This window comes from Ruegeria sp. BC6, assembly GCF_056539185.1.
Genome location: NZ_JBQFUM010000001.1, coordinates 1,330,230 through 1,351,862, shown reverse-complemented (window position 1 = coordinate 1,351,862; position 21,633 = coordinate 1,330,230). Strand labels below are relative to the sequence as shown.

General features: G+C 59.6%; 21 protein-coding genes. 6 read left to right on the top strand and 15 right to left on the bottom strand.

What is annotated here, in order from left to right; genetic code table 11:
* Window positions 1-96: 96 nt before the first annotated feature.
* The 5 genes from ACR0MM_RS06740 (at window position 97) to ACR0MM_RS06720 (ending at window position 4,764) form a co-directional block, all read left to right on the top strand.
* Window positions 97-693 carry an MOSC domain-containing protein gene (locus ACR0MM_RS06740; RefSeq protein ID WP_480695136.1) on the top strand — a complete coding sequence of 199 codons (597 nt, stop codon included), beginning with the start codon at window positions 97-99 and terminating at the stop codon, window positions 691-693.
* 144 nt (window positions 694-837) lie between these two features.
* A complete protein-coding gene (locus ACR0MM_RS06735) occupies window positions 838-2,514 on the top strand; it encodes a formate--tetrahydrofolate ligase (RefSeq protein WP_170522671.1) in 1,677 nt (558 codons plus the stop codon).
* A 57-nt stretch (window positions 2,515-2,571) separates the two neighbouring features.
* The gene (locus tag ACR0MM_RS06730) at window positions 2,572-2,877 is read left to right on the top strand and encodes a chorismate mutase (RefSeq protein WP_170337522.1); all 306 of its coding nucleotides are present in this window, start codon (window positions 2,572-2,574) and stop codon (window positions 2,875-2,877) included.
* Window positions 2,878-2,930: 53 nt separating this feature from the next.
* Window positions 2,931-3,821, top strand: coding sequence for a bifunctional methylenetetrahydrofolate dehydrogenase/methenyltetrahydrofolate cyclohydrolase FolD (folD, locus tag ACR0MM_RS06725; protein WP_170522674.1), 891 nt, complete (start codon window positions 2,931-2,933; stop codon window positions 3,819-3,821).
* Window positions 3,822-3,900: 79 nt separating this feature from the next.
* A complete protein-coding gene (locus tag ACR0MM_RS06720) occupies window positions 3,901-4,764 on the top strand; it encodes a LytTR family DNA-binding domain-containing protein (RefSeq protein ID WP_480695134.1) in 864 nt (287 codons plus the stop codon).
* A 12-nt stretch (window positions 4,765-4,776) separates the two neighbouring features.
* On the opposite strand, the gene pdeM is transcribed toward ACR0MM_RS06720, so the two are convergent.
* From pdeM to ACR0MM_RS06645, 15 genes are all read right to left on the bottom strand, one after another.
* The gene (gene pdeM / locus ACR0MM_RS06715; RefSeq protein WP_170435313.1) at window positions 4,777-5,439 is read right to left on the bottom strand and encodes a ligase-associated DNA damage response endonuclease PdeM; all 663 of its coding nucleotides are present in this window, start codon (window positions 5,437-5,439) and stop codon (window positions 4,777-4,779) included.
* A 44-nt stretch (window positions 5,440-5,483) separates the two neighbouring features.
* Window positions 5,484-7,892, bottom strand: coding sequence for a ligase-associated DNA damage response DEXH box helicase (locus tag ACR0MM_RS06710; protein ID WP_480695132.1), 2,409 nt, complete (start codon window positions 7,890-7,892; stop codon window positions 5,484-5,486).
* A 52-nt stretch (window positions 7,893-7,944) separates the two neighbouring features.
* Window positions 7,945-9,252, bottom strand: coding sequence for a P-loop NTPase family protein (locus ACR0MM_RS06705; RefSeq protein WP_093962764.1), 1,308 nt, complete (start codon window positions 9,250-9,252; stop codon window positions 7,945-7,947).
* 117 nt (window positions 9,253-9,369) lie between these two features.
* A complete protein-coding gene (locus ACR0MM_RS06700) occupies window positions 9,370-9,915 on the bottom strand; it encodes a prepilin peptidase (protein ID WP_170337904.1) in 546 nt (181 codons plus the stop codon).
* Window positions 9,916-9,918: 3 nt separating this feature from the next.
* Window positions 9,919-10,770 (bottom strand): tetratricopeptide repeat protein, encoded by an 852-nt coding sequence (locus ACR0MM_RS06695; protein WP_480695130.1) that lies wholly within the window; start codon window positions 10,768-10,770, stop codon window positions 9,919-9,921.
* A gap of 29 nt (window positions 10,771-10,799) precedes the next feature.
* Window positions 10,800-11,336: a tetratricopeptide repeat protein gene (locus ACR0MM_RS06690; RefSeq protein ID WP_480695128.1), complete on the bottom strand. Its 537-nt coding sequence runs from the start codon at window positions 11,334-11,336 to the stop codon at window positions 10,800-10,802.
* A 49-nt stretch (window positions 11,337-11,385) separates the two neighbouring features.
* Window positions 11,386-12,369, bottom strand: a complete 984-nt coding sequence (locus ACR0MM_RS06685; RefSeq protein WP_475144720.1) for a type II secretion system F family protein — start codon at window positions 12,367-12,369, stop codon at window positions 11,386-11,388.
* 10 nt (window positions 12,370-12,379) lie between these two features.
* The gene (locus ACR0MM_RS06680) at window positions 12,380-13,348 is read right to left on the bottom strand and encodes a type II secretion system F family protein (RefSeq protein WP_170337910.1); all 969 of its coding nucleotides are present in this window, start codon (window positions 13,346-13,348) and stop codon (window positions 12,380-12,382) included.
* An 11-nt stretch (window positions 13,349-13,359) separates the two neighbouring features.
* Window positions 13,360-14,811: a TadA family conjugal transfer-associated ATPase gene (locus tag ACR0MM_RS06675; protein WP_480695126.1), complete on the bottom strand. Its 1,452-nt coding sequence runs from the start codon at window positions 14,809-14,811 to the stop codon at window positions 13,360-13,362.
* 27 nt (window positions 14,812-14,838) lie between these two features.
* Window positions 14,839-16,074: a CpaE/TadZ family protein gene (locus tag ACR0MM_RS06670; RefSeq protein ID WP_093962757.1), complete on the bottom strand. Its 1,236-nt coding sequence runs from the start codon at window positions 16,072-16,074 to the stop codon at window positions 14,839-14,841.
* A 197-nt stretch (window positions 16,075-16,271) separates the two neighbouring features.
* The gene (locus ACR0MM_RS06665) at window positions 16,272-16,901 is read right to left on the bottom strand and encodes an OmpA family protein (protein WP_093962756.1); all 630 of its coding nucleotides are present in this window, start codon (window positions 16,899-16,901) and stop codon (window positions 16,272-16,274) included.
* 16 nt (window positions 16,902-16,917) lie between these two features.
* Window positions 16,918-18,324 (bottom strand): type II and III secretion system protein family protein, encoded by a 1,407-nt coding sequence (locus tag ACR0MM_RS06660; RefSeq protein ID WP_093963039.1) that lies wholly within the window; start codon window positions 18,322-18,324, stop codon window positions 16,918-16,920.
* 196 nt (window positions 18,325-18,520) lie between these two features.
* A complete protein-coding gene (gene cpaB / locus ACR0MM_RS06655; protein ID WP_170337530.1) occupies window positions 18,521-19,402 on the bottom strand; it encodes a Flp pilus assembly protein CpaB in 882 nt (293 codons plus the stop codon).
* 277 nt (window positions 19,403-19,679) lie between these two features.
* A complete protein-coding gene (locus ACR0MM_RS06650; protein ID WP_170337531.1) occupies window positions 19,680-19,931 on the bottom strand; it encodes a hypothetical protein in 252 nt (83 codons plus the stop codon).
* A 244-nt stretch (window positions 19,932-20,175) separates the two neighbouring features.
* Complete coding sequence (locus ACR0MM_RS06645) at window positions 20,176-20,403, bottom strand: Flp family type IVb pilin (protein ID WP_093962753.1); 228 nt, start codon at window positions 20,401-20,403, stop codon at window positions 20,176-20,178.
* A gap of 353 nt (window positions 20,404-20,756) precedes the next feature.
* Between ACR0MM_RS06645 and ACR0MM_RS06640 the strand changes: the two genes are divergently transcribed.
* The gene (locus tag ACR0MM_RS06640) at window positions 20,757-21,623 is read left to right on the top strand and encodes a lytic transglycosylase domain-containing protein (protein WP_480695350.1); all 867 of its coding nucleotides are present in this window, start codon (window positions 20,757-20,759) and stop codon (window positions 21,621-21,623) included.
* Window positions 21,624-21,633: the final 10 nt, after the last annotated feature.

Below are 21,633 nucleotides of genomic sequence, written 5' to 3'. Positions count from 1 at the left end.
CGGCCCCAGAGCCGGGTCTTTTCTTTTCGGCCTTTTCATCAGGGCAGCGAGCGTTAGGCTGCAGCGAACTTTGATCCGCTGTCGAAAGGAAATGGCATGCCTGTCCTGCGTGAAACCGAATTCAAGGCCCGGGTCGTCTGGTTGGGCCACGTTCCCGCCGGGCAATCCCTGCGGGCTCAGCCAGTGCCGCAGCTTGACCTTGGGTTCTCGGGCGACAAGGGCGCGCGTCATGAAGGGCTCAATCGACCATCCTGCGTGCGGGTCAAGAACCTGTACCCGGAAGGCACCGAAATCCGCAACGTGCGACAGTTGACGATCCTGGCTGCCGAGGAAATGGCGGCCATTGCTTCTGACATGGGCGTGGACCGGCTGGATCCGGCCCTTTTGGGTGCAAGTATCGTTGTCGAGGGCATTCCGGATTTCACGCATGTTCCGCCCTCGTCTCGGCTGCAGGCGGATACGGGATTGACCCTGACCGTCGATATGGAGAACCGCCCTTGTGTCCTGCCCGGACGTGAAATCGAAGCAGAGTCACCGGGGCACGGCGCCCGCTTCAAACCGGCCGCACAGGGCCGGCGCGGGGTGACTGCTTGGATCGAACGACCGGGGCTTCTGAGGCTCGGAGACAGTCTGACCCTTTACGTCCCCGATCAGCGCGCATGGAACCCAAAACAGACGGCGGTTTCCGATTAGATACGTCCGAACAAGTCCTACGCCGTTTCGCGGCCTGAAAATGTCGGAATCCACATCCATTCAAACCGTACACAACGGTATGGATTTGACAGCACCGACGCGCGGCGTCGGTTTTGCACGGAATTCAATCAGGGATCTTGCCCAATGAGCTACAAATCCGACATTGAGATCGCGCGCGAGGCGAACAAGAAGCCAATCCAGGAGATTGGTGCAAAAATCGGCATCTCGAGCGACGACCTGCTGCCATACGGCCATGACAAGGCCAAGGTAAGCCAGAATTTCATCAACTCGGTCCAGGACCGCGAAGATGGCAAGCTGATCCTTGTGACTGCAATCAACCCGACGCCTGCGGGCGAGGGCAAGACCACCACAACCGTCGGTTTGGGTGATGGCCTGAACCGGATCGGCAAGAATGCGATGATCTGTATCCGCGAGGCCTCGCTTGGTCCGAACTTCGGCATGAAGGGGGGGGCCGCGGGCGGTGGCTATGCGCAGGTCGTTCCGATGGAAGAGATGAACCTGCACTTCACCGGTGACTTCCACGCCATCACCTCGGCCCACTCGCTGCTGTCGGCGATGATCGACAACCACATCTATTGGGGCAACGAGCTGGAAATCGATACCCGCCGCGTCGTTTGGCGCCGGGTCGTCGACATGAACGACCGCGCCCTGCGCCAGATCACGGCCTCTTTGGGGGGCGTGTCGAACGGTTTCCCGCGTGAAGCAGGTTTCGACATCACCGTTGCGTCCGAGGTCATGGCGATCCTGTGCCTGGCCAACGACCTGAAGGATCTTGAAAAGCGCCTGGGCGACATCATCGTGGCCTACCGCCGTGACAAGACCCCGGTTTATTGCCGCGACATCAAGGCCGAAGGCGCGATGACCGTTCTTCTGAAAGACGCGATGCAGCCCAACCTGGTGCAGACGCTGGAAAACAACCCGGCCTTCGTGCATGGCGGCCCGTTTGCCAACATCGCGCATGGCTGCAACTCGGTCATCGCGACCAAGACCGCGCTGAAGGTAGCCGACTATGTCGTGACCGAGGCCGGTTTCGGGGCCGATCTGGGCGCGGAGAAGTTCATGAACATCAAGTGCCGCAAGGCAGGCATTGCGCCGTCGGCCGTGGTGCTGGTTGCAACGGTTCGCGCGATGAAGATGAATGGCGGCGTGGCCAAGGCCGATCTGGGCGCGGAAAACGTCGACGCGGTAAAGTCGGGCTGTGCCAACCTGGGCCGCCATATCGAGAACGTGAAATCCTTCGGCGTGCCGGTCGTCGTGGCGATCAACCACTTTGTCACCGATACCGATGCCGAGGTTCAGGCGGTCAAGGACTACTGCGCCGAACATGGGGTTGAGGCGGTTCTGTCGCGGCATTGGGAACTGGGCTCGGAAGGATCTTCAGATCTGGCAAAAAAAGTCGTTGAACTGGCAGATGCCGGTACCGCGAATTTTGCGCCGATCTACCCTGACGAAATGTCCCTGTTCGAGAAGATCGAGACCATCGCCAAGCGCATCTACCGCGCCGACGAGGTTCTGGCCGATGCCAAGATCCGCAACCAGCTGAAGGAATGGGAAGCTGCCGGATACGGCAACCTGCCGGTCTGCATGGCCAAGACACAGTATTCCTTCTCGACCGATCCGTCGCTGCGCGGCGCGCCTACCGGCCATTCGGTTCCGGTGCGCGAGGTGCGCCTGTCGGCGGGTGCCGGCTTTATCGTGGTGGTCTGCGGTGAGATCATGACCATGCCCGGTCTGCCCCGCAAACCGGCGGCTGAGACAATCCGCCTCAACGACGAAGGGCAGATCGAGGGCTTGTTCTAAGCCGCTGAATAAGACATCTCGTGGTCCGGGGAATCCCCGGGCCATGAGGAGATTGCGATGCCCACTCTGACACTGCCGCAGGACTGTCATTCCATGCAGGAATTGCGGGTTCAGATCGACAAGCTGGACCGCCAACTGATCGAACTGTTGGCGACGCGCGCAACCTACATCGATCGCGCGTCCGAATTGAAACCGGGCGAGGGCCTGCCGGCCCGTATACCCGAGCGTGTCGAGGATGTGGTGCAAAAGGTGCGTTCGAACTCGGTTGAGGTGGGCATGGACCCCGATCTGACCGAAAGGCTTTGGCGCATCTTGATTGATTGGTCGATTGCGCGCGAGGAGAACGTGCTCGGCCCCGACTGAATGACCGGGCGCCCTTCGCGCCCGATCCGCTTTTTGAAAGAAGGGATCAAAGGATGGTAGCTCAAGTCATCGACGGCAAGGCCTTTGCGGCCAAGGTCCGCGCGCAAGTCGCCGACCAGGTTGCAAAACTCAAGGAAGAAAACGGCATCACCCCCGGTCTGGCAGTGGTCCTGGTCGGCGAAGATCCGGCCAGCCAGGTCTATGTCCGCTCCAAGGGCAAGATGACTGTCGAAGTGGGCATGAACTCATACGAGCACAGGCTGGATGCCGACACGTCCGAGGCAGATCTGCTGGCCTTGATCGAGAAGCTGAACAACGATCCCGCGGTGCATGGCATTCTGGTCCAGCTTCCGCTGCCCAAACATCTGAATGAGGACCTCGTGATCAACTCGATCGACCCGGCCAAGGATGTCGACGGGTTCCACATTTCGAACGTTGGTCTGTTGGGCACCGGTCAGAAGTCTATGGTTCCCTGCACGCCGTTGGGCTGCCTGATGATGCTGCGCGATCATCATGGCTCGTTGTCCGGCATGGATGCGGTGGTGATCGGCCGGTCGAACATCGTGGGCAAGCCGATGGCCCAATTGCTGCTGGGCGACAGCTGCACCGTGACCATCGCGCACAGCCGTACCAAAGACTTGCCCGATGTCGTGCGTCGCGCCGATATCGTCGTGGCCGCGGTGGGCCGCACCGAGATGGTACCTGGCGACTGGATCAAGGAGGGTGCCACCGTCATCGACGTTGGCATCAACCGGATCGAGCGTGATGGAAAAACCAAGCTGGTCGGCGACGTGGACTATGCAAGCGCGGCCGAGCGCGCAGGCGCTATTACACCGGTTCCCGGTGGTGTTGGCCCGATGACCATCGCCTGCCTGTTGGCCAACACTCTGACGGCCTGTTGCCGGTCGAACGGCCTGCCCGAGCCCGAAGGCCTGACGGCCTGACCACTGGCGGCCCTGGGGCGGAGCGTCCGCCCCGGGGCCAACGTGGGGATGAAACGACCCCCACTAGCACGCCGCAAACGTGTTTGATTGTCTGACATTTCGTGATAAGCTTGAGTTTCCAGCCGGTTACGAAGTGAATAAGTGGGCGTCTGAGGGACAAGGGCTGGGTCCCGAAAGGCTGCTCATTGATTTTGATATGTTGTCAAAACTGAGCCCATTCATTGCAGAATGCACGCCTCAGAGGGTGGTCGCCGGTATTCTGTTCGTCCCGTTGCTCGCCTATACTTTTCCACCGTTCCGAGAAATGGATCTACCCTTCTCCGTACGTCTGGCGTTCTGGGCAGGAGTGATGATTCTGGCGGTTGTGGCAACGTGGGGGTCTCGGCAGTTGGTGAAGGATCGTCTGGACCATGTCGGACTGACGGTCCGGGACGTGGCGTTTGCCTTGGTGATCCTTGTATTGTTCACGCCTGCGTTGTGGATCCTGACGTGGATCCTGTGCGCTGCCAGCGGCCACGATGCCCCCGGTTTGCTGGCGGTTGGCACCTACGGTGCGCTGTTTAGCACAGGTCTGGTTCTGGTCAGCAAAGGCGAAGCCCCGCCTGAAAATGACGAAGTCATCGAAGCACCCCAACCCCGTTTGGTGAGCCGCCTGCCGGACGGGTTTCGTGGTGATATCCTGCGGCTTGCGGTCCGGGATCACTACGTTGATGTGGTGACCACCAGCGGAACCTTTACGATCCGGTCGCGCTTTACTGACGCGATTGCTGAGATGGAGCCGATTTCGGGCCATTGTACCCACAGATCCCATTGGGTTACGGACGCGGCCATTCTGGAAATTCAGAAAAACAACGGCAAAACCTACCTGCGCCTTCGGAACGATGATCTGGTTCCCGTCAGCCGCAAATACAAACCCAAACTGGAAGAAGACGGTGTGATCTGAACCAGCTGTCGGCTAACGCGGCATCACCGTCAGCTGTGGCTGCGGGCCCGTCAGAATGGCACGGGCGTCCGGCTGCATCAACTGAGACAACGCGGTATCCGAGCTGCGCAGCCCGCCGGTATATGTCCCATAAGCCGGCATGATCACCCGACACCGGTCAAACAAAAATGCCGGGCGCGAGATCATGCGGCCCGGCGCATTGAGCCGGACCTTGGGGTGAAAATGCCCTGAAACTTCGCCTTGCGCGTCGGGTTCCGCAATATGGCGGAAGACCAGCACGTCTTGGCTCCACTCGGCCAGATGGGTGCCGCTCAGCGCGACGGGACCCGGATCATGGTTGCCCTCTATCCAGATCCACAGCCGCCCGGCCTGCAGCGCAGAAATCTCGAGCCGATCTGCATCGCTCAGCGTTTCCGAGGCTTCGAGATCATCGAAACTGTCCCCCAAGCATACCACCGTCTTGGCGCCGGTCGTGTCCAGATCGGCGGCCAGCCGGGACAGTGTCTCTCGGTTGTCATAAGGGGGAAGGGCCGGTCCGCCCCGCCGAACGATCCGAGATGACTTGCCCAAGTGCAGGTCCGAAACACAAAGAAGATCGTGCGCCGGCCACCAAAGCGCGCCCGATCCCATGGCGTGCAGCCGGGCACCCGCAAACGAAAATTCAAGGCTGTTCATGGTCCGTTCTTTGCCTGTCGGGCCGTGATTTGCAAGTCGTTTCTTCAGGCGGGTTCCAGGCCAGCGTCGCGCAACAGACGGGCGCTTTCTTCCGCCAGCAGCCGCTCTTCGGCCGCGCCCTTGACCGGAACCTTTCCCACCTCGAGCAGCAAGGGCGCCGCCAGTGGTGACACCCGGTCCAGCCGGATCAGGTCGATCCGGTCGCCGATGCGCGCGATCATGGCCTCGATCCGTCCGAAATCGACCAGCCCGCGCATGGCTTCTTCGCGGGTGATCTGCATCAGCAGGTGGTCAGGGTCGTATTTCTGCAGCGTGTCGTACAGGATGTCCGACGAAAAGGTCGCCTGCCGCCCGCTTTTGCGTTGGCCACCTGTGTTGCGCTCGATCAGCCCGGCGATGGTGGCCGAAGCGCGGAAGGTCCGTTTCATCACCGCGTTGCCCGCCAGCCAGTTGTCCAACCCGTCGCGCAAGGCCTCGATCTGGAACAGGGGGCTGGGATCGGTGACCGCGTCCAGTCCCCAGATCAGCGTGGCATAGTCGGTCGCGACAAAGCCCAGCGGGGCCAGCCCGGTTTCCTCCATCCGTTTGGTCAGCAGCAGACCCAGCGTCTGTTGTGCGTTGCGTCCGGCAAAGCCGTAGACGCACAGGTTTTCGCGGCCGTCATTGGGAAAGCTCTCGATCAACAGCCGGTCACGCCCGGGCAGCCGCGACATCCGGCGCTGCAGTTCCAGCCATTCACCCGTATGTTCGGGCAGTTGCGGCCAGTCGGGCTGTGCGAACATCCTCAGGATGCGGTCGCTCAGCTGGGTCGAGGTGGCGAATTTGGTGCCCGAGAAGGTGGCGACCTTGGGCTTTTTGTCCGCACGGCGCGTGACCTCGACAACCGTTTCGCGCAACCCTTCATAGCGAACGATCTGACCGCCGATCAGGAAGGTGTCGCCGGGGGTCAGCGATGCGGCAAAGGCCTCCTCGACCTCGCCCAAGGGTTTGCCGCCCCGGTTGCGTTTCAGCCGGACCTTCAGGGTATCGCTGTCCTGGATCGTGCCCAGGTTCATGCGGATGCGTTGCGCCGCGCGCGGGTCACGCAGTTGCCACAGCCCGTCGGGGCGCTGTTGCAGGCGCTGCCAGCGGTCATAGGCCTGCAGCGCATAGCCACCAGTTGCGCAGAACTCCAGACAGGCATCGAAGGCTGCGCGAGACAGATCGGCATAAGGACCGGCCGAGGTGACCTCGGCATAAAGGGTATCGGCATCGAACGGCCCGGCGCAGGCCGCGATCAGGATGTGTTGGCACAAGACGTCACGCGGGCCGGGGCCGCGCGGCTCGCCGTCCAGATCGTGCGCGCGTGCAGCCTCCAGCGCGGCAACGCATTCAACCACCTCGAACCGGTTGGCAGGCAGCAGCAGAGCCTTGGACGGCGCGTTGTAGCGGTGGTTGGCCCGCCCGATCCGCTGGACCAGGCGCTTGACGTTCTTGGGGGCGCCGATCTGGATCACAAGATCCACGTCGCCCCAATCGATCCCCAGATCTAGGCTGCCGGTGCAGACGATGGCGCGCAGGTCTCCACGAACCATCGCCGCCTCGACCCGTTCGCGCTGCTGTCGGTCGAGGCTGCCGTGGTGGATGCCGATGGGCAGGCCTTCGTCATTGGCCAGCCAAAGGTTGTGAAAGAAGATCTCGGCCTGGGCGCGGGTGTTGTGGAAGATCAGCGTCGTCTTGTGCTGCCGGACCTGCTCCAGCACCGCCGGGATGGCATAGGCCGCGCCGCCCCCGGCCCAGGGCGGCATTTCGGCCGTTTGCAACATGGCGATATCGGGATCGGGGCCGGGGTCGGCCAGAACAATGTCGCAAGGGTCGGGGTGGCGGGTCAGAAAGCGCGCGATGGCGTCCGGGTCCTCGACTGTGGCCGACAGGCCCACGCGCCGCAGATCGGGGCACAGGGTCTGAAGGCGGGCTAGCGCCAGCATCAACTGGTCGCCTCGCTTGCTGTCGGCCAACGCGTGTATCTCGTCCACGATCACGCGCTGGACGCCCTGAAACATGCGCGGCGCATCCTCGTAGGACGTCAGCAGCGCCAGGCTTTCCGGGGTCGTCAGCAGGATATGCGGCGGGTCTACGCGCTGGCGCTTTTTCTGGGTGGGTGTGGTGTCGCCGGTGCGATCTTCGATCCGGATCGGCAAGCCCATCTCGTCGGCCGGGCCGCGCAGGTTGCGCTTGATGTCGACGGCCAGCGCCTTGAGCGGAGAGACATAGATCGTGTGCAGCCCCTCATGCCCATCGGCCAGTTCGATCAGCGAGGGCAGGAACCCGGCCATCGTCTTGCCGCCGCCCGTGGGTGCGATCAACAGCGTCGCCGGGGCTTGCGCCCGGTCGATCATGGCCTGTTGATGCGGGTGGATGGACCAACCCCTGGCGGTAAACCAGGTGTCAATCCGGGCGGGAATCTGCGTCATATGCGCAGACTAGCTCGCCCGGTGACAAAGCGGAATGCGGTTTGAGCCCGTCTTACTTAACGATTTCCTCGTCCTTGACGAACATGTTCGCCCAGGCGCGGTCGATCAATTCCGGGCTCATTTGATAGGGGATGCCCTCGAATTCGCAGATCGAGATCATCTGATCGATCAGGAAGATCGGCTGATAGTTCGCATAGACATTGTTGATGGTCGGGTATTTGACCTTCAGCAGATGTACCAGCGCGGCCTCGTCCAACGGAATGCCGCGCTTGCGGGCCACCATGGCGAAGATCTTCAGGAAGTTTTCCTGGTTCGGGCCGTCGATCTTGATCTTGAAGAAGATCCGGCGAAGCGCGGCCTGGTCGAAGATCTCGTTCGGGTGGAAGTTGGTCGAGAAGATGACCAGTGTGTCGAAGGGAACTTCGAACTTTTCACCCGACTGAAGACCCAGAATGTCCTTGCCCTCTTCCAGCGGAACAATCCACCGGTTGATCAGGGCCTGCGGCGGCTCGGCCTGGCGGCCAAGGTCGTCCACGATGAAGATGCCGCCGGTCGATTTCAGCTGAAGCGGCGCCTGATAAGTGCGCGCCGTGGGGTTGTAGACAAGGTCCAGCATGCTCAGCGACAGTTCACCACCCGTGACCACAGTGGGGCGTTCACACTGCACGTACCGCGTGTCGAACCGCTTGCGGCGGCGCAGGCTGTTCGGGTCGTCAGCCTCTTGCTCGATCGCTGTGTGCACGATCGGGTCGTACACGGTGATCACCTGACCGGCATATTCGATGGCATACGGAACAAAGACGTTGTCACCCAACGCATCCCGAATTCCGTTTGAAATCGAAGACTTACCGTTGCCCGGCGGGCCGTACATCAGGATCGAGCGACCGGCGCTGACCGCAGGACCCAGGTGGTCAAGCAGGCTGTCCGGCAGGACAAGATGCCCCATGGCGCCGGTCAGCTGATCGCGTGTGACTTGGATGTTCCGGATCGACTGTCGTTTGACCTGCTCGCGGTAGACTTCCAGCGGAACGGGCATGGCGCCGAAGTATTCGGACTGGCTCAGCGCGTCCAACGCCCGTGCCTTGCCGGCGTCGGTCAGCTGATAGCCCATTTCGTTGCCGCTGTTGGCGTTCAATGTCCCAGTCGCCTCAAGCAGCTTCTGTTCGCGGGCGATGTCGACCAATTCCTGCGTCACCGAACTCGGCAGGCAGATCGAGGCGGCGATCTCGCTCACCGTGTCCACATTCTTGCGGAAAACGGTCTTCAGAAGGATGTCCCGCATCATAACCAGCGGAAGCTGCATTTCCCCCAGACCCTTCGGGGCAGGAGGAGCCATAACGGATGAGGTCTGCATGTTCATGAGCGCGGCTCGTCTATCCAGTTGTCAATCCTTGTGTCCCGAAAGGGACCACTTGCGGAAAATCTGGCGCAGCTTTGTGGCAGGACCAAGGCGCGGGCAAGGCGCAGACATGATGGTTTACGAGCCGTTAATTGCGCCCAAAATCAAATAGATGCCAAGACTCGCACCCAAGGCCAGCCCCATGGGGAATTTCTTGCCCTGATCCCAGCTTTCCCAGTTCGGAGCGATCTGGCGCAGGCGGGAGTATTTGGCCAGCCGATGGGTGGCAAACGCGGCCAGCGTCGTGACCATCAGAATCACCATCACCAGCAAGAAATCACCAACCCACACGAACGGAGCCGCAGCTGCGCAGAACTTGGCGTCGCCCGCACCCATGGCGCCTGCGGCATTGAGAAGAATGCCAAAAAACAGCACGACCACCAGATGGAACAGTTGCCAGGCATAGACCGGCAGAGAAAACTGCAAAGGCCCGATGCTGGCCCCAACCCATTCGCCCGACCAAGGTGGCAGCACAATCAGCCCGACCACCACAAAAACCAGCGCCAGAGCTGTGACCGCATGGTTCTTGATCTTCATTTCCCGCATGTCGGTGAACGCGACATAGAAACAGATGGGCAGCACAAATGGTAGAAACCACTGGGCTGCCACTGCAGGAATTTCCATGCCTTATGCTTCCTCGAGCGCGCGGAGCGACCGAACCGCTTCGTCGAAATGCTGCGGATGGGTGGCGATGGCTTCCCGGAACAGGTTCTTGGCAGTGTTGATGTCACCGCGCTTCACGGCCGAGATGCCCATCGTGTTCAAGAGTTCCGCGCGTTCGGTCTGGGACATCGGGATCACCGGCATGGAATAATTACCCTGCGCCGAGCGGGCAAGAACCAGGTTGTTCTTCGCCGTGAACAATGAACTGTCCTGTCGGATGGCTTCGGTGAACAGGCGCTCGGCCTCGGAATATTGGCCGCGGGTCAACTTGGAATACCCCCAGTTGTTCATCACGCCAGCCGGCCGTGTGGTCAGCCCGATCGCGGTTTCATAGAACTGGTCCGCACGCTTCCAATCCTTGCTGGCGTCTGCCACCAAGGCTTCAAGCCGATAGCGTTTGAACGTCTCGTAGGTCGGGGGAATCTTGTCCAACGCTGCCTTTGCCGCCTTCCAATCACCACTGCGGACCAACGAGTCCGCATAATCGACGCGATCCGCGTTCGTTGCACCGGACATCGCGGTCACGCGCTTCCAGGCGGCCGATGCTTCGGTGCTGCGCTTGGCGCGGGTCAGCGAAATGGCAAGGCCGCGCTGCAAATCGATCCGATCTGGATTCTTGCCGGCTGCTCCACGGAAATAGGTCACTGCCTCGTTCGGGTCAGCCGCATTGAGCATCACGTCGTTGAGGTTCGTCTCGTCGATGACGTTCACTTCCTGGAACGTGCGTTCGACCTTTTCCTCTTCGGTTTCTTTTGCGCATGCAGACAGGATCAGCCCGCACACGACGACTGTCGGAATCAGGAATTGTTGGCGCATTTTTGCGTCCCTTACTGCTCTTGCCTCTGTTACTGGGTCTTCCGCAGCAGGAAAGCTCCGTTCCCTTGCTGCTCCAGCGTATATTCTTGTTCTTGTGGTGTATTATTAACAGGATTTTCCATTTTTGCGAGCGCTAAGCGAAGATTGTCACGGATTGCGTCACTTTCGCCATTGTCCAGTGCATAGGCCCTTTGGAAGACCTGCGCGGCCTCGGCATACTCACCTTTTTCCATCAGCAGAACGCCGAGATTGTTCCACGCAACCGACCAATCCGGGTCTTCTTCGACTGCTTGTCGCAAGAGGGGTTCGGCTTGTCCCAGCCGCCTGAGGCCGAGATTGGCGGTTCCGATCGAGGTCAGGATTTCCGGGGTCATCCCCTCTGTCAGGGCCGCGCGGGTGAACGATTCCATGGCCAGTTCGTATTCTCCGGCGGCCATCAAACGATTACCGACAGCAATTTCGTCAATCGGCCCACCTTTGGGGTCGACGCCGGGGGCAAAAGGCCCGTTCGAAAGACTTGGGTCCGTACACGAAGCCACCACGGCAAGAACCGCGGTGGCTATCATCAGGCGGTGGAGCCCGAAGCGGGCGCACCGGTTGCGTGAGGGCATGGGCTTATTGGCCTCTGTTACCGAACTCCATGATGCCTTTTGCCGAGGGACCGACCAGAATGATCAGCAGCGGCGGCACCGTCAGCATCATTGTGGCAAGGGTCATTTTCGTTGGCAACTTGTTCGCGGCTTCTTCGGCGCGCATGACGCGTTTGTCGCGCATCTCGCCGGCATAAACCCGCAGGGCGTCGGCAATCGACGTACCGAATGTGGCAGATTGGATCATCACCGTCACGAAAGAGCTCACATCCTGGACGCCACACCGCGTCCCGAAATCGCGCAGAACTTGATCCTTCTCTTTGCCGGCCTTCATCTCATAGGCGACGATCTCGAATTCCTGGGCAATATCGGGGTAGGAGGCCTTCATCTCGCCGGCCACACGCACGATCGCCTGGTCCAGAGACTGACCGGCTTCCACGCAGACCAGCATCAGGTCAAGCGTGTCGGGAAAGCCCGCGGTAATGTTCTCCTTGCGCTCTTCGATCCGGCGCGTGATCCAGTATTTGGGGATGTAGTATCCAATGGCACCCGGCACCAGAACGCGGATCATCATTTGCTGACCGGTGAATTCCTGTCCGTTTGAAAACACCGTCACCAGGAGAACACCCAAAACGATCCCGGTGATCCCCAACGCAAATTGAGCAAAGTGGAAGAACCGAACGGAGTCTTTCGAGCGGTAACCGGCCTGGCGCAGCTTGAGCTCCATGGCCGAGTATTCTTCTTCATCTTTCGGCTCGAGGAAGGTCGCGAACTTTTCAAGCTGTTCGTTCCGGCCCGAGTTGCGCAACTGATCCTTCTTGCCGCGCTTTTCCTTTTTGGGTGCAGCATTTGCACGCTGCAGCTTTTTCAAGGGATCTTCCGGCTGGTTCAAAAGGATCGGAACGGTCACCAGAACCATGAACAATCCCAGCACGCCGACGACGATCAGCGGGCCGAACTCGCCCAATTGATCCGTCAGCATGTCGTTGATTTGGGTCAGAAATTCCATGGTCGTGCCCTCAGACCTTGATGTTGGTGAGAATGCGCATGACGATCAGGTTCAGCGTCAGCATGATCCCCACGACAAAACAGGCGGGAATGAACCATTTGTGGTCCAGAACCGAGTCATAATACCCGGGGTCCTTGACCAGAATGAAAACCAGACAAAACAGCGGGAACCCCGACAGGAACTTGCCCGACCACTGCGCCTCAGCCGTGATCGCCTTGACCCTGCGGAACAGTCGGAACCGTGCGCGGATCACCTTGGCAAGCCCGTCAAGGATCTCAGCCAGGTTGCCGCCCGACTGCTGCTGGATGCCAACGGCGACCGCGAGAAAGCGCAAATCCTGCATGTCCAAGCGTTCGGCCATGTCTTTCAACGCCTCGCCCACGTCACGGCCATAAGCGCATTCGTCGGCAATCACGCCGAATTCGGTCGCAAGCGGATCCTGCACCTCGTTCGCGACGATCTGGATCGTCGAAACGAAAGGGTTGCCGACCCGAAGTGAGCGCACCATCAGTTCCACGGCATCGGGCAACTGCTCTTCAAGCATGCCCATCCGCTTCTTGGCCTTGTGATTGACCCAGGCATAGACAGCGCCGACACCGATTGCGATCGACAGAGCTGCCCGCAGGATGGTGTCGGTTCTGGTGCCGATGCTCAGGCCCATGAACGCGACCACGGACACCAGCGCCATGATCATGACCAGCTGCCGCGGACTGAAGGCAATCGCCGCCTTCTGGGCCTTGTCGGCCAACAGCGAGTAGAGCGGAATGCTCTGCGACTTCATGTGCTGCTGCATTTCCTTGCGCAGCTGCTCCAGAACCTGTTCGCGTCCGACGCCTTTGTCGATCATGTCCAGACGACGATTGACGCGGCTGTTCAGGCTGATGGATTTGCCGAAAGCCACCAGATAGATACCTTCGACCAGCGCCAGAACCCCGACGAAGATCGCGACATAGATGAGCGCCTCGGTTGGCAGTTGCATGCCCTGATCTCCTACATTGCCGTCGGTTCGTAGATCGATGCGGGCAGGTCATACCCCCACAGACGGAACCGTTCGGAATAGTGGCTGCGAACGCCGGTGGCCGTGAAATGACCAATGATCTTGTTGTCGGGCGTCAGGCCAACTCGTTGGAATTTAAAGATTTCCTGCATCGAGATTACGTCACCTTCCATCCCGGTGATCTCGGTGATCGAGGTCATGCGGCGCGAACCATCCTGCAGACGGCTGGCCTGGACGATCAGGTTCACAGCGCTTGCGATCTGGCTGCGTACGGCCTTGATCGGCATTTCGATCCCGGCCATCGCGATCATGTTTTCAAGTCGCGAGATACCGTCGCGGGCCGAGTTGGCGTGGATCGTGGTCATCGAGCCGTCGTGGCCAGTGTTCATGGCCTGCAGCATGTCGATCACCTCGGCGCCGCGCGTTTCGCCCACGATGATGCGGTCAGGGCGCATCCGCAGGGCGTTCTTCAGACAGTCGCGCGGGCTGACTTCGCCTTTGCCTTCCACGTTGGGCGGGCGGCTTTCCATCCGGCCCACATGGGTCTGCTGCAGCTGCAGTTCCGCCGTATCCTCGATGGTCAGAATGCGTTCTGCGTCATCGATGAAGCTGGACAGCGCGTTGAGCGTGGTCGTCTTACCGGAACCCGTACCACCAGACACGATGATGTTCAGACGAGTGGAGACGGCGGCCTGAAGATACGCGGCCATTTCTTCGGTAAACGCGCCGAAATTGACCAGATCGTCGATGCCAAGCTTGTCTTTCTTGAATTTCCGGATGGAAACCAGGGACCCGTCCACCGCGATCGGTGGAACCATAGCGTTGAAACGAGACCCGTCGCGCAGACGGGCGTCAACATAGGGGTTGGATTCATCGACCCGGCGACCAACGGCAGACACGATCTTGTCGATGATCCGCATCAGGTGCTTTTCGTCTTTGAACGATACGTCGCTCAGTTCGAGCTTGCCGAAGCGTTCAACAAAGATCTGATGCGGGCCGTTGACCAGAATATCGCTGACCGAGTCGTCTTGAAGCAGTGTTTCAAGCGGACCCAGACCGGTGACTTCGTCGTACAATTCCTTGTTCAACTGGGTCCGGTCTTCGCGATTGAGAACGATGTTCTTGGCTTCCAGAACCTCGCTCGCGATCGCGCTGATTTCGGTGCGCAATTCGGCTTCGGCTGCATTTTCCAGTGCAGCCAGGTTCAGGTTTTCCAGAAGCTCCCGATGCAGCTCGATCTTGATTTCGCTCAGCCGTTCCTTGCGCTTGCGTTCGCGGTCGTTGCCCTTGGCCTCCGCCGCGGTTTTGGCCACCGGTTTGCGGGCAATCGCGGTGGACGGCGACGGTGCCGCTGCCGGAGCAGCTGGGGCTTCGGCGGCCTTGGGGGCTTGTGAAGGGGTCGCAACCGGCTGCGCACCTGATGGTTTCTTGTAACGTGAGAACACGGCGGTTTCTCCCCCTGATAGCCTTTGTTATGCCGCTTCGGCGCTGTTGCTGCCGAGGCTGTGCAAGGATTGAGCAAGCTTTGCGATTTCGCGGCGAAGAGGGTTCTTGCCGGCCGAGCTGGCCAAAGGCAGACCATGGTCGCCGCTTTGCATGACCGGCTTGCCGCCATCCGGCAGCTGCAGGTCGATCGAGATTCCCAGGCTTTCACCCATGCGCTTGACGCGGCTTTTTCCGCTCAGGTCCGTGAACTTGGGTGCGCGGTTCAACGCAAAGCGAAGCTTGTTGAACGGCAATTCCTCGGCCTGAAGGGCGCGTTTCAGACGCAACGCGTTCTGAGCGGACCGCATATCCAGTTCGATCAGAGCAAAATAGACATGTGCGGCCTGCAAAACGGTCTCGGACCAGTGCACCAGTGTTTTCGGCATGTCGACCACGACATAGTCGTAGTGCTTGCGGGCCATGTCGATCACCCGCTGGATGTCTTCGTGCGTGAGAATATCCAGAGGCACCATGTCGGTCGGGGCCGTCAGAACATCCAGCTTTTCGTCGAATGTCTGCAGAGCCTGCCCAAACACTTCGTCATCCATGGCCACGGTGTCCGACAGCATTTCGAACACGGTTTCACGGCGGGGCAGGTCCAGGTAGGTCGAGATGGTTCCGTATTGCAGATCCAGATCGATCAGGCAGACCTTGGGTGCATCCTTTTGCGATACGGTTGCCAATTCCCAAGCCAGATTCACGGCCAGAGTCGTTGCTCCGACGCCGCCGGCCAAGCCCTGAACAACAAACAAAGCGCCTTCTTTCGAAGCTCCTGAGGCCAGCGGGACGGAAACCTGTTGCGGAGTCACGACAGGTTCGGGCGCATTCATGCGGTCGATCGCTTCCTGCAGTTCGTTCTCAGGAAGAGGGTAGGGGACGAATTCATCGGCACCCTTGCGCAGCAACTGATGAAGAGCGGCGGGGGTCACGTCCTCGGCAATCAGGACAACTTTGATCTTCTTTTCCTTGGCCTGGGTGATGATCTCACCCATCAAGGTCAGATTGTCCTCGTCCTCACCGTCGATCGCCAGGGCCACGAATTGAAGAGACTCGGCTTCGGGCTGGCTGAAAAAGGCAAGGGCCTCGGCAAAGCCAAGGTCACCCCAGCGCTCGCCCAAAGCGGCTTCCATGTCCTCGATCAACAGGTCGAAGTTCTGGACATCTCGGCTGATGGTACAGGCCAGAATGCCGGTGTCGTCGTTTTGCGGCGTTGCGCTCGTCATTAACACAATCCTCGTCGTGAGAGCGCAGCAAACGTCGATACAATACCAGTCCGTGTTTCAGCTTGCTGTCGCCCTAAGCGGTCAATTCTGGCCGCAGGTCACCCAATTGTTCACAATGTTGCGTGGAAGTGGGGCAAGAATTGGGCGCAAAAAAACCAATTGTAGGGAATTGGGCGACGATGCCGCCCAATTTCTGATTATTGTTCGCTGGTGTCGCCGATGGCCGTTTCGCGGCGCAGCTGGCTCTTGAATGTCGCGCTTTCGATGTACTCGCGATAAACGAAGTCAGCATACTTGCCGTCCAGGATGTTGGGATGGCGATCGACCAGACCCGACACCTCGGTAACGGTGCGGCGGTTGCGGCGATCCCGATTGGGCGTGGCCACCAGTGGCTGCGTTTTGCCATACGAAACAACGGCTTCCAGACGCGAGCGGGAAATACCCTGTTGCGCGAAGAAGTTGACGACCGCTTGCGCGCGGCGCAGACCCAGACTGTTGTTGTAGGACTGGGATCCGACGGCGTCGGTGTGGCCGTACACGCGGAAACGCGCTTCGGGGAACTGTTTGATCCAGTTCGCCTGATACAGCAGAATCTGGCGTGCTGCCGAGTCCAGCTGCGCGCTGTCGAACGCAAAGTTGATCTGGGTTGGAACCTCGGCAGCGAATCGCTGCGCCAGGATCTGGCCATAGGTCAACTCGCCGTTCATGACCTGGATATTGTTCAGCGTTGCGTTGCCGAATGCGCCCTGGTCCACTTCATAGCCGGCCTCACGGGTACAGCTGGCGACAGCGACTGTAAGACCCAGTGTGATGATCCACTTCTGCATTGGTCTGTCCTCCCTATCAATCCAGGACGTAGCCGTAGGAATTGCCAAAGTCCTGCTTGGCGACTTCCGATGCGGCTCCATTACCAACCCGTTCCGTCCGGGCAGTTCTGCCGTTCATGAACAGGTCGAATTCGCTGGGCGGCTTCACGCGGTCGGTCGGCAGCGCCAGGGCTTCGCCCCGGGTCGGGGAAACCAGATGCGCGGTGATGATGATCACCAGTTCGCTCTGCTCGCGCTGGTACTCCGCGCTGCGGAACAATGCACCCAGAACAGGTACGTCACCCAACCACGGGATTTGGTTGCTCAGGTCGGTAAAGTCGTCCTGAATCAGGCCGGCGATCGCAAAGCTCTCACCATCTCGCAGTTCGACCGTTGTGCTGGTCTGGCGCGTGATGAAGCTGGGGACCGTGTCACCGTTGATGGTGAAGTTCGAGCTGGTGTCGATGCTGGACACCGCTGCCGCCATCTCAAGGTTGATCAGGTCACCGTCGACGACGCGCGGAACGAAGTCGATTTCGACACCGAAAGCCTTGTATTCAATGGCAACCACACCGTCATCCTGAGGAACCGGAATCGGCACTTCACCACCGGCGAGGAAGGTTGCCTCCTGCCCGGACAGTGCCGACAAGTTGGGCTCGGCCAAGCTACGGGCCAGGCCCTTGGCTTCCAGCGCTTCCAGCAGCAGCCGGACCTGGGTAGAGCCTGCGCCAAAGCCGAACAGAATCGCGCCAGTATTCGACTGAACCGCCGGGATGTTGTTGGCCAACGCGTTGCTCAGGGACAACTGGTTGTTCAGCGTGTTGATACCACCGGTCGCGTCACCGCCGGAAAAACCAAGCGAGGCGGACAGGTTCTTGGCGACCGACCGGTTCATCTCGGCAAAGCGGACTTTCAGCATGACCTGCTGTACGCCGCCGACATTCATAAGGTTCGACACACGCTCGGGCGCATAGCGCTCGGCCAGTTCCAGAGCACGTGCCAGTTTGGCTGCGCTGGAAACCGTGCCCGAGAGAACGATGCCGTCATTGGCGGTACGCACTTCGATTCGCTCATTTGGCAGAATCTGGCGCAGGCGCTCTTTGAATTCGGTCACATCGGGCGCAACGCGAACGCGGACGTTCGTGATCAGGTTTCCGGCGCCGTCAAACAATGTCAGCGTCGTCATGCCTGGTGCCTTGCCCAAGACGTAGATTGTGCGGTCCGAAAGCGATGAGATGTCCGCAATGCCTGCATTCGCGATGCTGAGCTCTGCAAACGGCTGTTCGCTTTCAACCACGATGGCGCGGTTCATGGGCACATCCAGCGTTTCCGCCGTGCCTTTTTTGACCACGCGAAGATTTTGGGCCCAGGCGGAATCGCCGACCGGGCTCAGAACTAGGGCCAACCCCAAAAGGGTCGAACCAATCAAGGAACGTATTGTCATGTGACCTGCCTCTCCGATCACCACTCTATTTTTTTGGGTCTTATGCCCTATGGTGACGAACTCTGCGCGAATTCCGGATTTATTGCAATAATCAAGGGTTTCTGGAATTTTCCTTATGTGGACAATGCGCAACAACCCAAACGAAACGAGCCGCGCATTATGCGCGGCTCGGGCATGGTAACGCTCTGAATGGGCGTCAGTTTGTGCAGGGGATCGGGGTCTCGACGATCTGGTCGCCGCGGCGAGTCCGGATGGTGCAGACCTTCTCTGCCTCTTTCTTCGGTGCGGGGGCTGCTTCTTCGATTCCCAACAGTTTGCGTTGGTCAACTTCGATCGCACTTGCGATGGTTTCATCCTGAACCCCGACCAAGGCCAGAGACAGGCGTCCGGTGTTTTGCGCCTGCGCCAGGGCCGCGATCTGTTCCGGCGTGGCGGCAACGGTGACGGTCCGGGCAATGGTCGTGCCGGTCACATCCGATCCTGCCGTCTGATCGACGGCGATCAACTCGATATTGGTCTGGATCAAGCGGGTGATTTCGCCGTTTGCCCCCTCGACCGCGCTGCGCAGCGATCCGGTCCAGTACACATCAACAACGTCGCCGGGGCGAAGAAAGCCCGAAACGCCCGAGGCAACATCAACACTGATGGCGAACGCGCGCATACCTTTTTCAAGACGCGAGGTCAGGCCGGCCAGCTCACCCGGCCGGGTGATCTTGACCTCCATGATGGCCTCGTCCTTTTCCATGGTGCGCAGAACAAAGCGTTCATTGTTGCCGGTTTCCGGGAACAGAGCCGTCATATCGGTGAACGACCCTTCCGGAACCGCATTCTCAGGCCATTCCACGACGCGCACATCTTCCTGGGTCAGGCGCTCGCCGTATTTCAGCGGACGTTCAGATACGATCACGCCGACGGTCGGAACGACGTCGACCTTGGCGTTGGCAAGGGCCTCTTCGGCCATCTGCCGTTCACGCGCCAGGGCGTTCTGATACTCGGCAATATAGTTGCGGGCCATATAGACCGCACCGCCAGCCAGGGCGACCCCGACGATCAGGACAAGACCAAATACAGCTCGCATGCGTATACCTCTTTATTGCTCTGGCCGGACCTGTATCGGTCCGGGCAGGACATTGAAACAGCATATTTCGTAAATCGGAATTGTGTCGAAATGTGGGACAAATGGATATTTTTCGTTGTTTTATTGGCACAGAGCGTTGCGAACGAGCATCTCGTGACGTGGCGTCTGCTGTATCCCAGCATGGGTTGCGCGGTGCGGAGAAGGCAGGGGGCAAACGTGAACAACCGCGCCCGGCTGGCGCGGTTGTCATGTGGCCGGTCGGCCAAGTTCCCGAAAATCAGTTGCCGCCGGATCCGTTCGATCCACCGGTGATGATCCCACCAACGGCCGTGTTGCTGTCGCCGGTGCTGATGCTGATTGCCGAGTCGGATAGGGCCGCCTCAACATCGTCGGCCAAGCCCTCGGTCCCGCCTTGGATCAAAGCGTAGGCAATCGCTGCCAGGCCGGTGACGGCTGCGGTCAGTACCACCCAGTCGACGGTGATCGCACCGCTATCATCTTTTTTGAAGTTCCTGATGAACTTGATCATTTCGCGTCCCTCCTGACAGAGTGATTCCGCCCAGTTCCGGTTTCTGATGGCGACCAGAATTCTCGCGGGCACCTAAATACTAGTTATCAAAGACTTAAACGCGGTCTCCGTGGCGGAAATTGGGCCAAACGTGGGCCATGCTTGGCCCGGCGCCCGAAATCCGATGCGCAGCGTCTGTCTTGCTTAAAAGGAAAAGGCCGCGCCCTCAGGCGCGGCCTTGTATCCCGATTGGGATGAAGTCAGCTTAGTTGCTGCCAGCGGTGGTGATACCACCAGCTGCCGAGTTCGAACCGGTGCTGATCGTTGCGCTGGTCAGGGCGCTGGAAACGTCGGTTGCCAGGCCGGTCGCGCCGCCTTCGATCTGCTGGTAAGCAACGGCTGCCAGGCCAACAACGGCTGCGGTCAGAACGACCCAGTCAACAGTTACGGCGCCGTCTTCGTCTTTGCGGAAGTTCTTGATGAACTTGATCATGTTACGTCCCTCCTAAAGGATCAAAAAGTCAATAAAACCTCGGGGTCTTTCAGAGCTTCATCTCTCAGTCGGCTCATGACCGTCTCGGTATGGCACTATGTTTGCCCCTCGTGCGTGGCAGGAATTGGGCCAAACAACGAATTTTTTGCCTCAGGCTTAACTTTTTGGTCACTAATCTGGTAACTTATTGAAATAGATAATAAAAAATTTTCCACACCAACCCGCTGCGCTGTTTCGGCGGTGCAAAATTGCGCCAAATGAGGCAAAACCGCCCCAATTCGCTTTGTTTTTCTGGCCTTGCGGGAAGATTCGCGTATCAAATCAACTCAAAAGAACAGATGAGGCAGGCAGAAATGATTTTCCGGGACGCACTGACATGCGCCGGCGTTTTGGCGTTGCTGGTTGCCGTGGCGGCTCCGGCACTTGCTGCGGATATCGAGCCACGCGGCGTTTATAAACGGATTAAGGCTCCCAAAGCGGGGGAACGCCCGCGAGTGACGGTACAGATCAGTCCGCAAGAACACGCATCAGCACCTTCAGCGCCCAGTACGGGCCCCGATTTGGTCGTGCCCGATATCATAGCCCGGACCAAAGTCCCTCCGGCGGCCTTTCCGGACATAATGAAGAAAAAGACCCCCGAGGGCGCGTACAAGGCGTTCTGGGACAAGGTATCGCCCGATATGACCCGAGCCGGCCCAGGCCGCCTTGACGAAGCCCTGCAGGCTTTGGCGGCCACCCAGATTTCATCTCCGCGGCTGCAGAACCTTCAGAAGATCGTCGAGCAGCGCGGGGTCGATATTCTCCGTACGACTGTAGGAACAAAAGTGTCGCCGGCGCTGGTCCTTGCGGTCATGTCCGTTGAATCAGGCGGTCGCCCCACTGCCGTCAGCTCGGCCGGAGCACAGGGTTTGATGCAACTGATGCCTGCCACGGCCAAGCGGTTCGGCGTGACCGACAGCATGTTGCCGGAACAGAATATCGCCGGCGGCGTGAAATACCTGGATTGGCTGATGGGTGAATTCAACGACGATCCGATTCTCGTCCTGGCGGGATACAACGCCGGTGAAGGCGCGGTGCGAAAGCACAATGGCGTTCCGCCTTATGCTGAAACGCGCGACTATGTCCCCAAGGTTCTTGCCGCCTTCAAGGTGGCGCGAGCGTTGTGTGCCACTCCGCCGATGCTGATTTCCGACGGGTGCGTCTTTCAGTCCATGAACTGAAAAAGGCCCG

Coding starts and splice junctions, on each gene's coding strand:
- ACR0MM_RS06700 (WP_170337904.1), bottom strand. CDS start 9,915: ATGGAAATTCCTGCAGTGGCAGCCCAGTGGTTTCTACCATTTGTGCTG.
- ACR0MM_RS06740 (WP_480695136.1), top strand. CDS start 97: ATGCCTGTCCTGCGTGAAACCGAATTCAAGGCCCGGGTCGTCTGGTTG.
- ACR0MM_RS06710 (WP_480695132.1), bottom strand. CDS start 7,892: ATGACGCAGATTCCCGCCCGGATTGACACCTGGTTTACCGCCAGGGGT.
- ACR0MM_RS06645 (WP_093962753.1), bottom strand. CDS start 20,403: ATGATCAAGTTCATCAAGAACTTCCGCAAAGACGAAGACGGCGCCGTA.
- ACR0MM_RS06695 (WP_480695130.1), bottom strand. CDS start 10,770: ATGCGCCAACAATTCCTGATTCCGACAGTCGTCGTGTGCGGGCTGATC.
- ACR0MM_RS06730 (WP_170337522.1), top strand. CDS start 2,572: ATGCCCACTCTGACACTGCCGCAGGACTGTCATTCCATGCAGGAATTG.
- ACR0MM_RS06640 (WP_480695350.1), top strand. CDS start 20,757: ATGATTTTCCGGGACGCACTGACATGCGCCGGCGTTTTGGCGTTGCTG.
- ACR0MM_RS06690 (WP_480695128.1), bottom strand. CDS start 11,336: ATGATAGCCACCGCGGTTCTTGCCGTGGTGGCTTCGTGTACGGACCCA.
- ACR0MM_RS06665 (WP_093962756.1), bottom strand. CDS start 16,901: ATGCAGAAGTGGATCATCACACTGGGTCTTACAGTCGCTGTCGCCAGC.
- ACR0MM_RS06705 (WP_093962764.1), bottom strand. CDS start 9,252: ATGAACATGCAGACCTCATCCGTTATGGCTCCTCCTGCCCCGAAGGGT.
- ACR0MM_RS06660 (WP_093963039.1), bottom strand. CDS start 18,324: ATGACAATACGTTCCTTGATTGGTTCGACCCTTTTGGGGTTGGCCCTA.
- cpaB (WP_170337530.1), bottom strand. CDS start 19,402: ATGCGAGCTGTATTTGGTCTTGTCCTGATCGTCGGGGTCGCCCTGGCT.
- folD (WP_170522674.1), top strand. CDS start 2,931: ATGGTAGCTCAAGTCATCGACGGCAAGGCCTTTGCGGCCAAGGTCCGC.
- ACR0MM_RS06670 (WP_093962757.1), bottom strand. CDS start 16,074: ATGACGAGCGCAACGCCGCAAAACGACGACACCGGCATTCTGGCCTGT.
- ACR0MM_RS06650 (WP_170337531.1), bottom strand. CDS start 19,931: ATGATCAAGTTCATCAGGAACTTCAAAAAAGATGATAGCGGTGCGATC.
- ACR0MM_RS06735 (WP_170522671.1), top strand. CDS start 838: ATGAGCTACAAATCCGACATTGAGATCGCGCGCGAGGCGAACAAGAAG.
- pdeM (WP_170435313.1), bottom strand. CDS start 5,439: ATGAACAGCCTTGAATTTTCGTTTGCGGGTGCCCGGCTGCACGCCATG.
- ACR0MM_RS06680 (WP_170337910.1), bottom strand. CDS start 13,348: ATGCAACTGCCAACCGAGGCGCTCATCTATGTCGCGATCTTCGTCGGG.
- ACR0MM_RS06685 (WP_475144720.1), bottom strand. CDS start 12,369: ATGGAATTTCTGACCCAAATCAACGACATGCTGACGGATCAATTGGGC.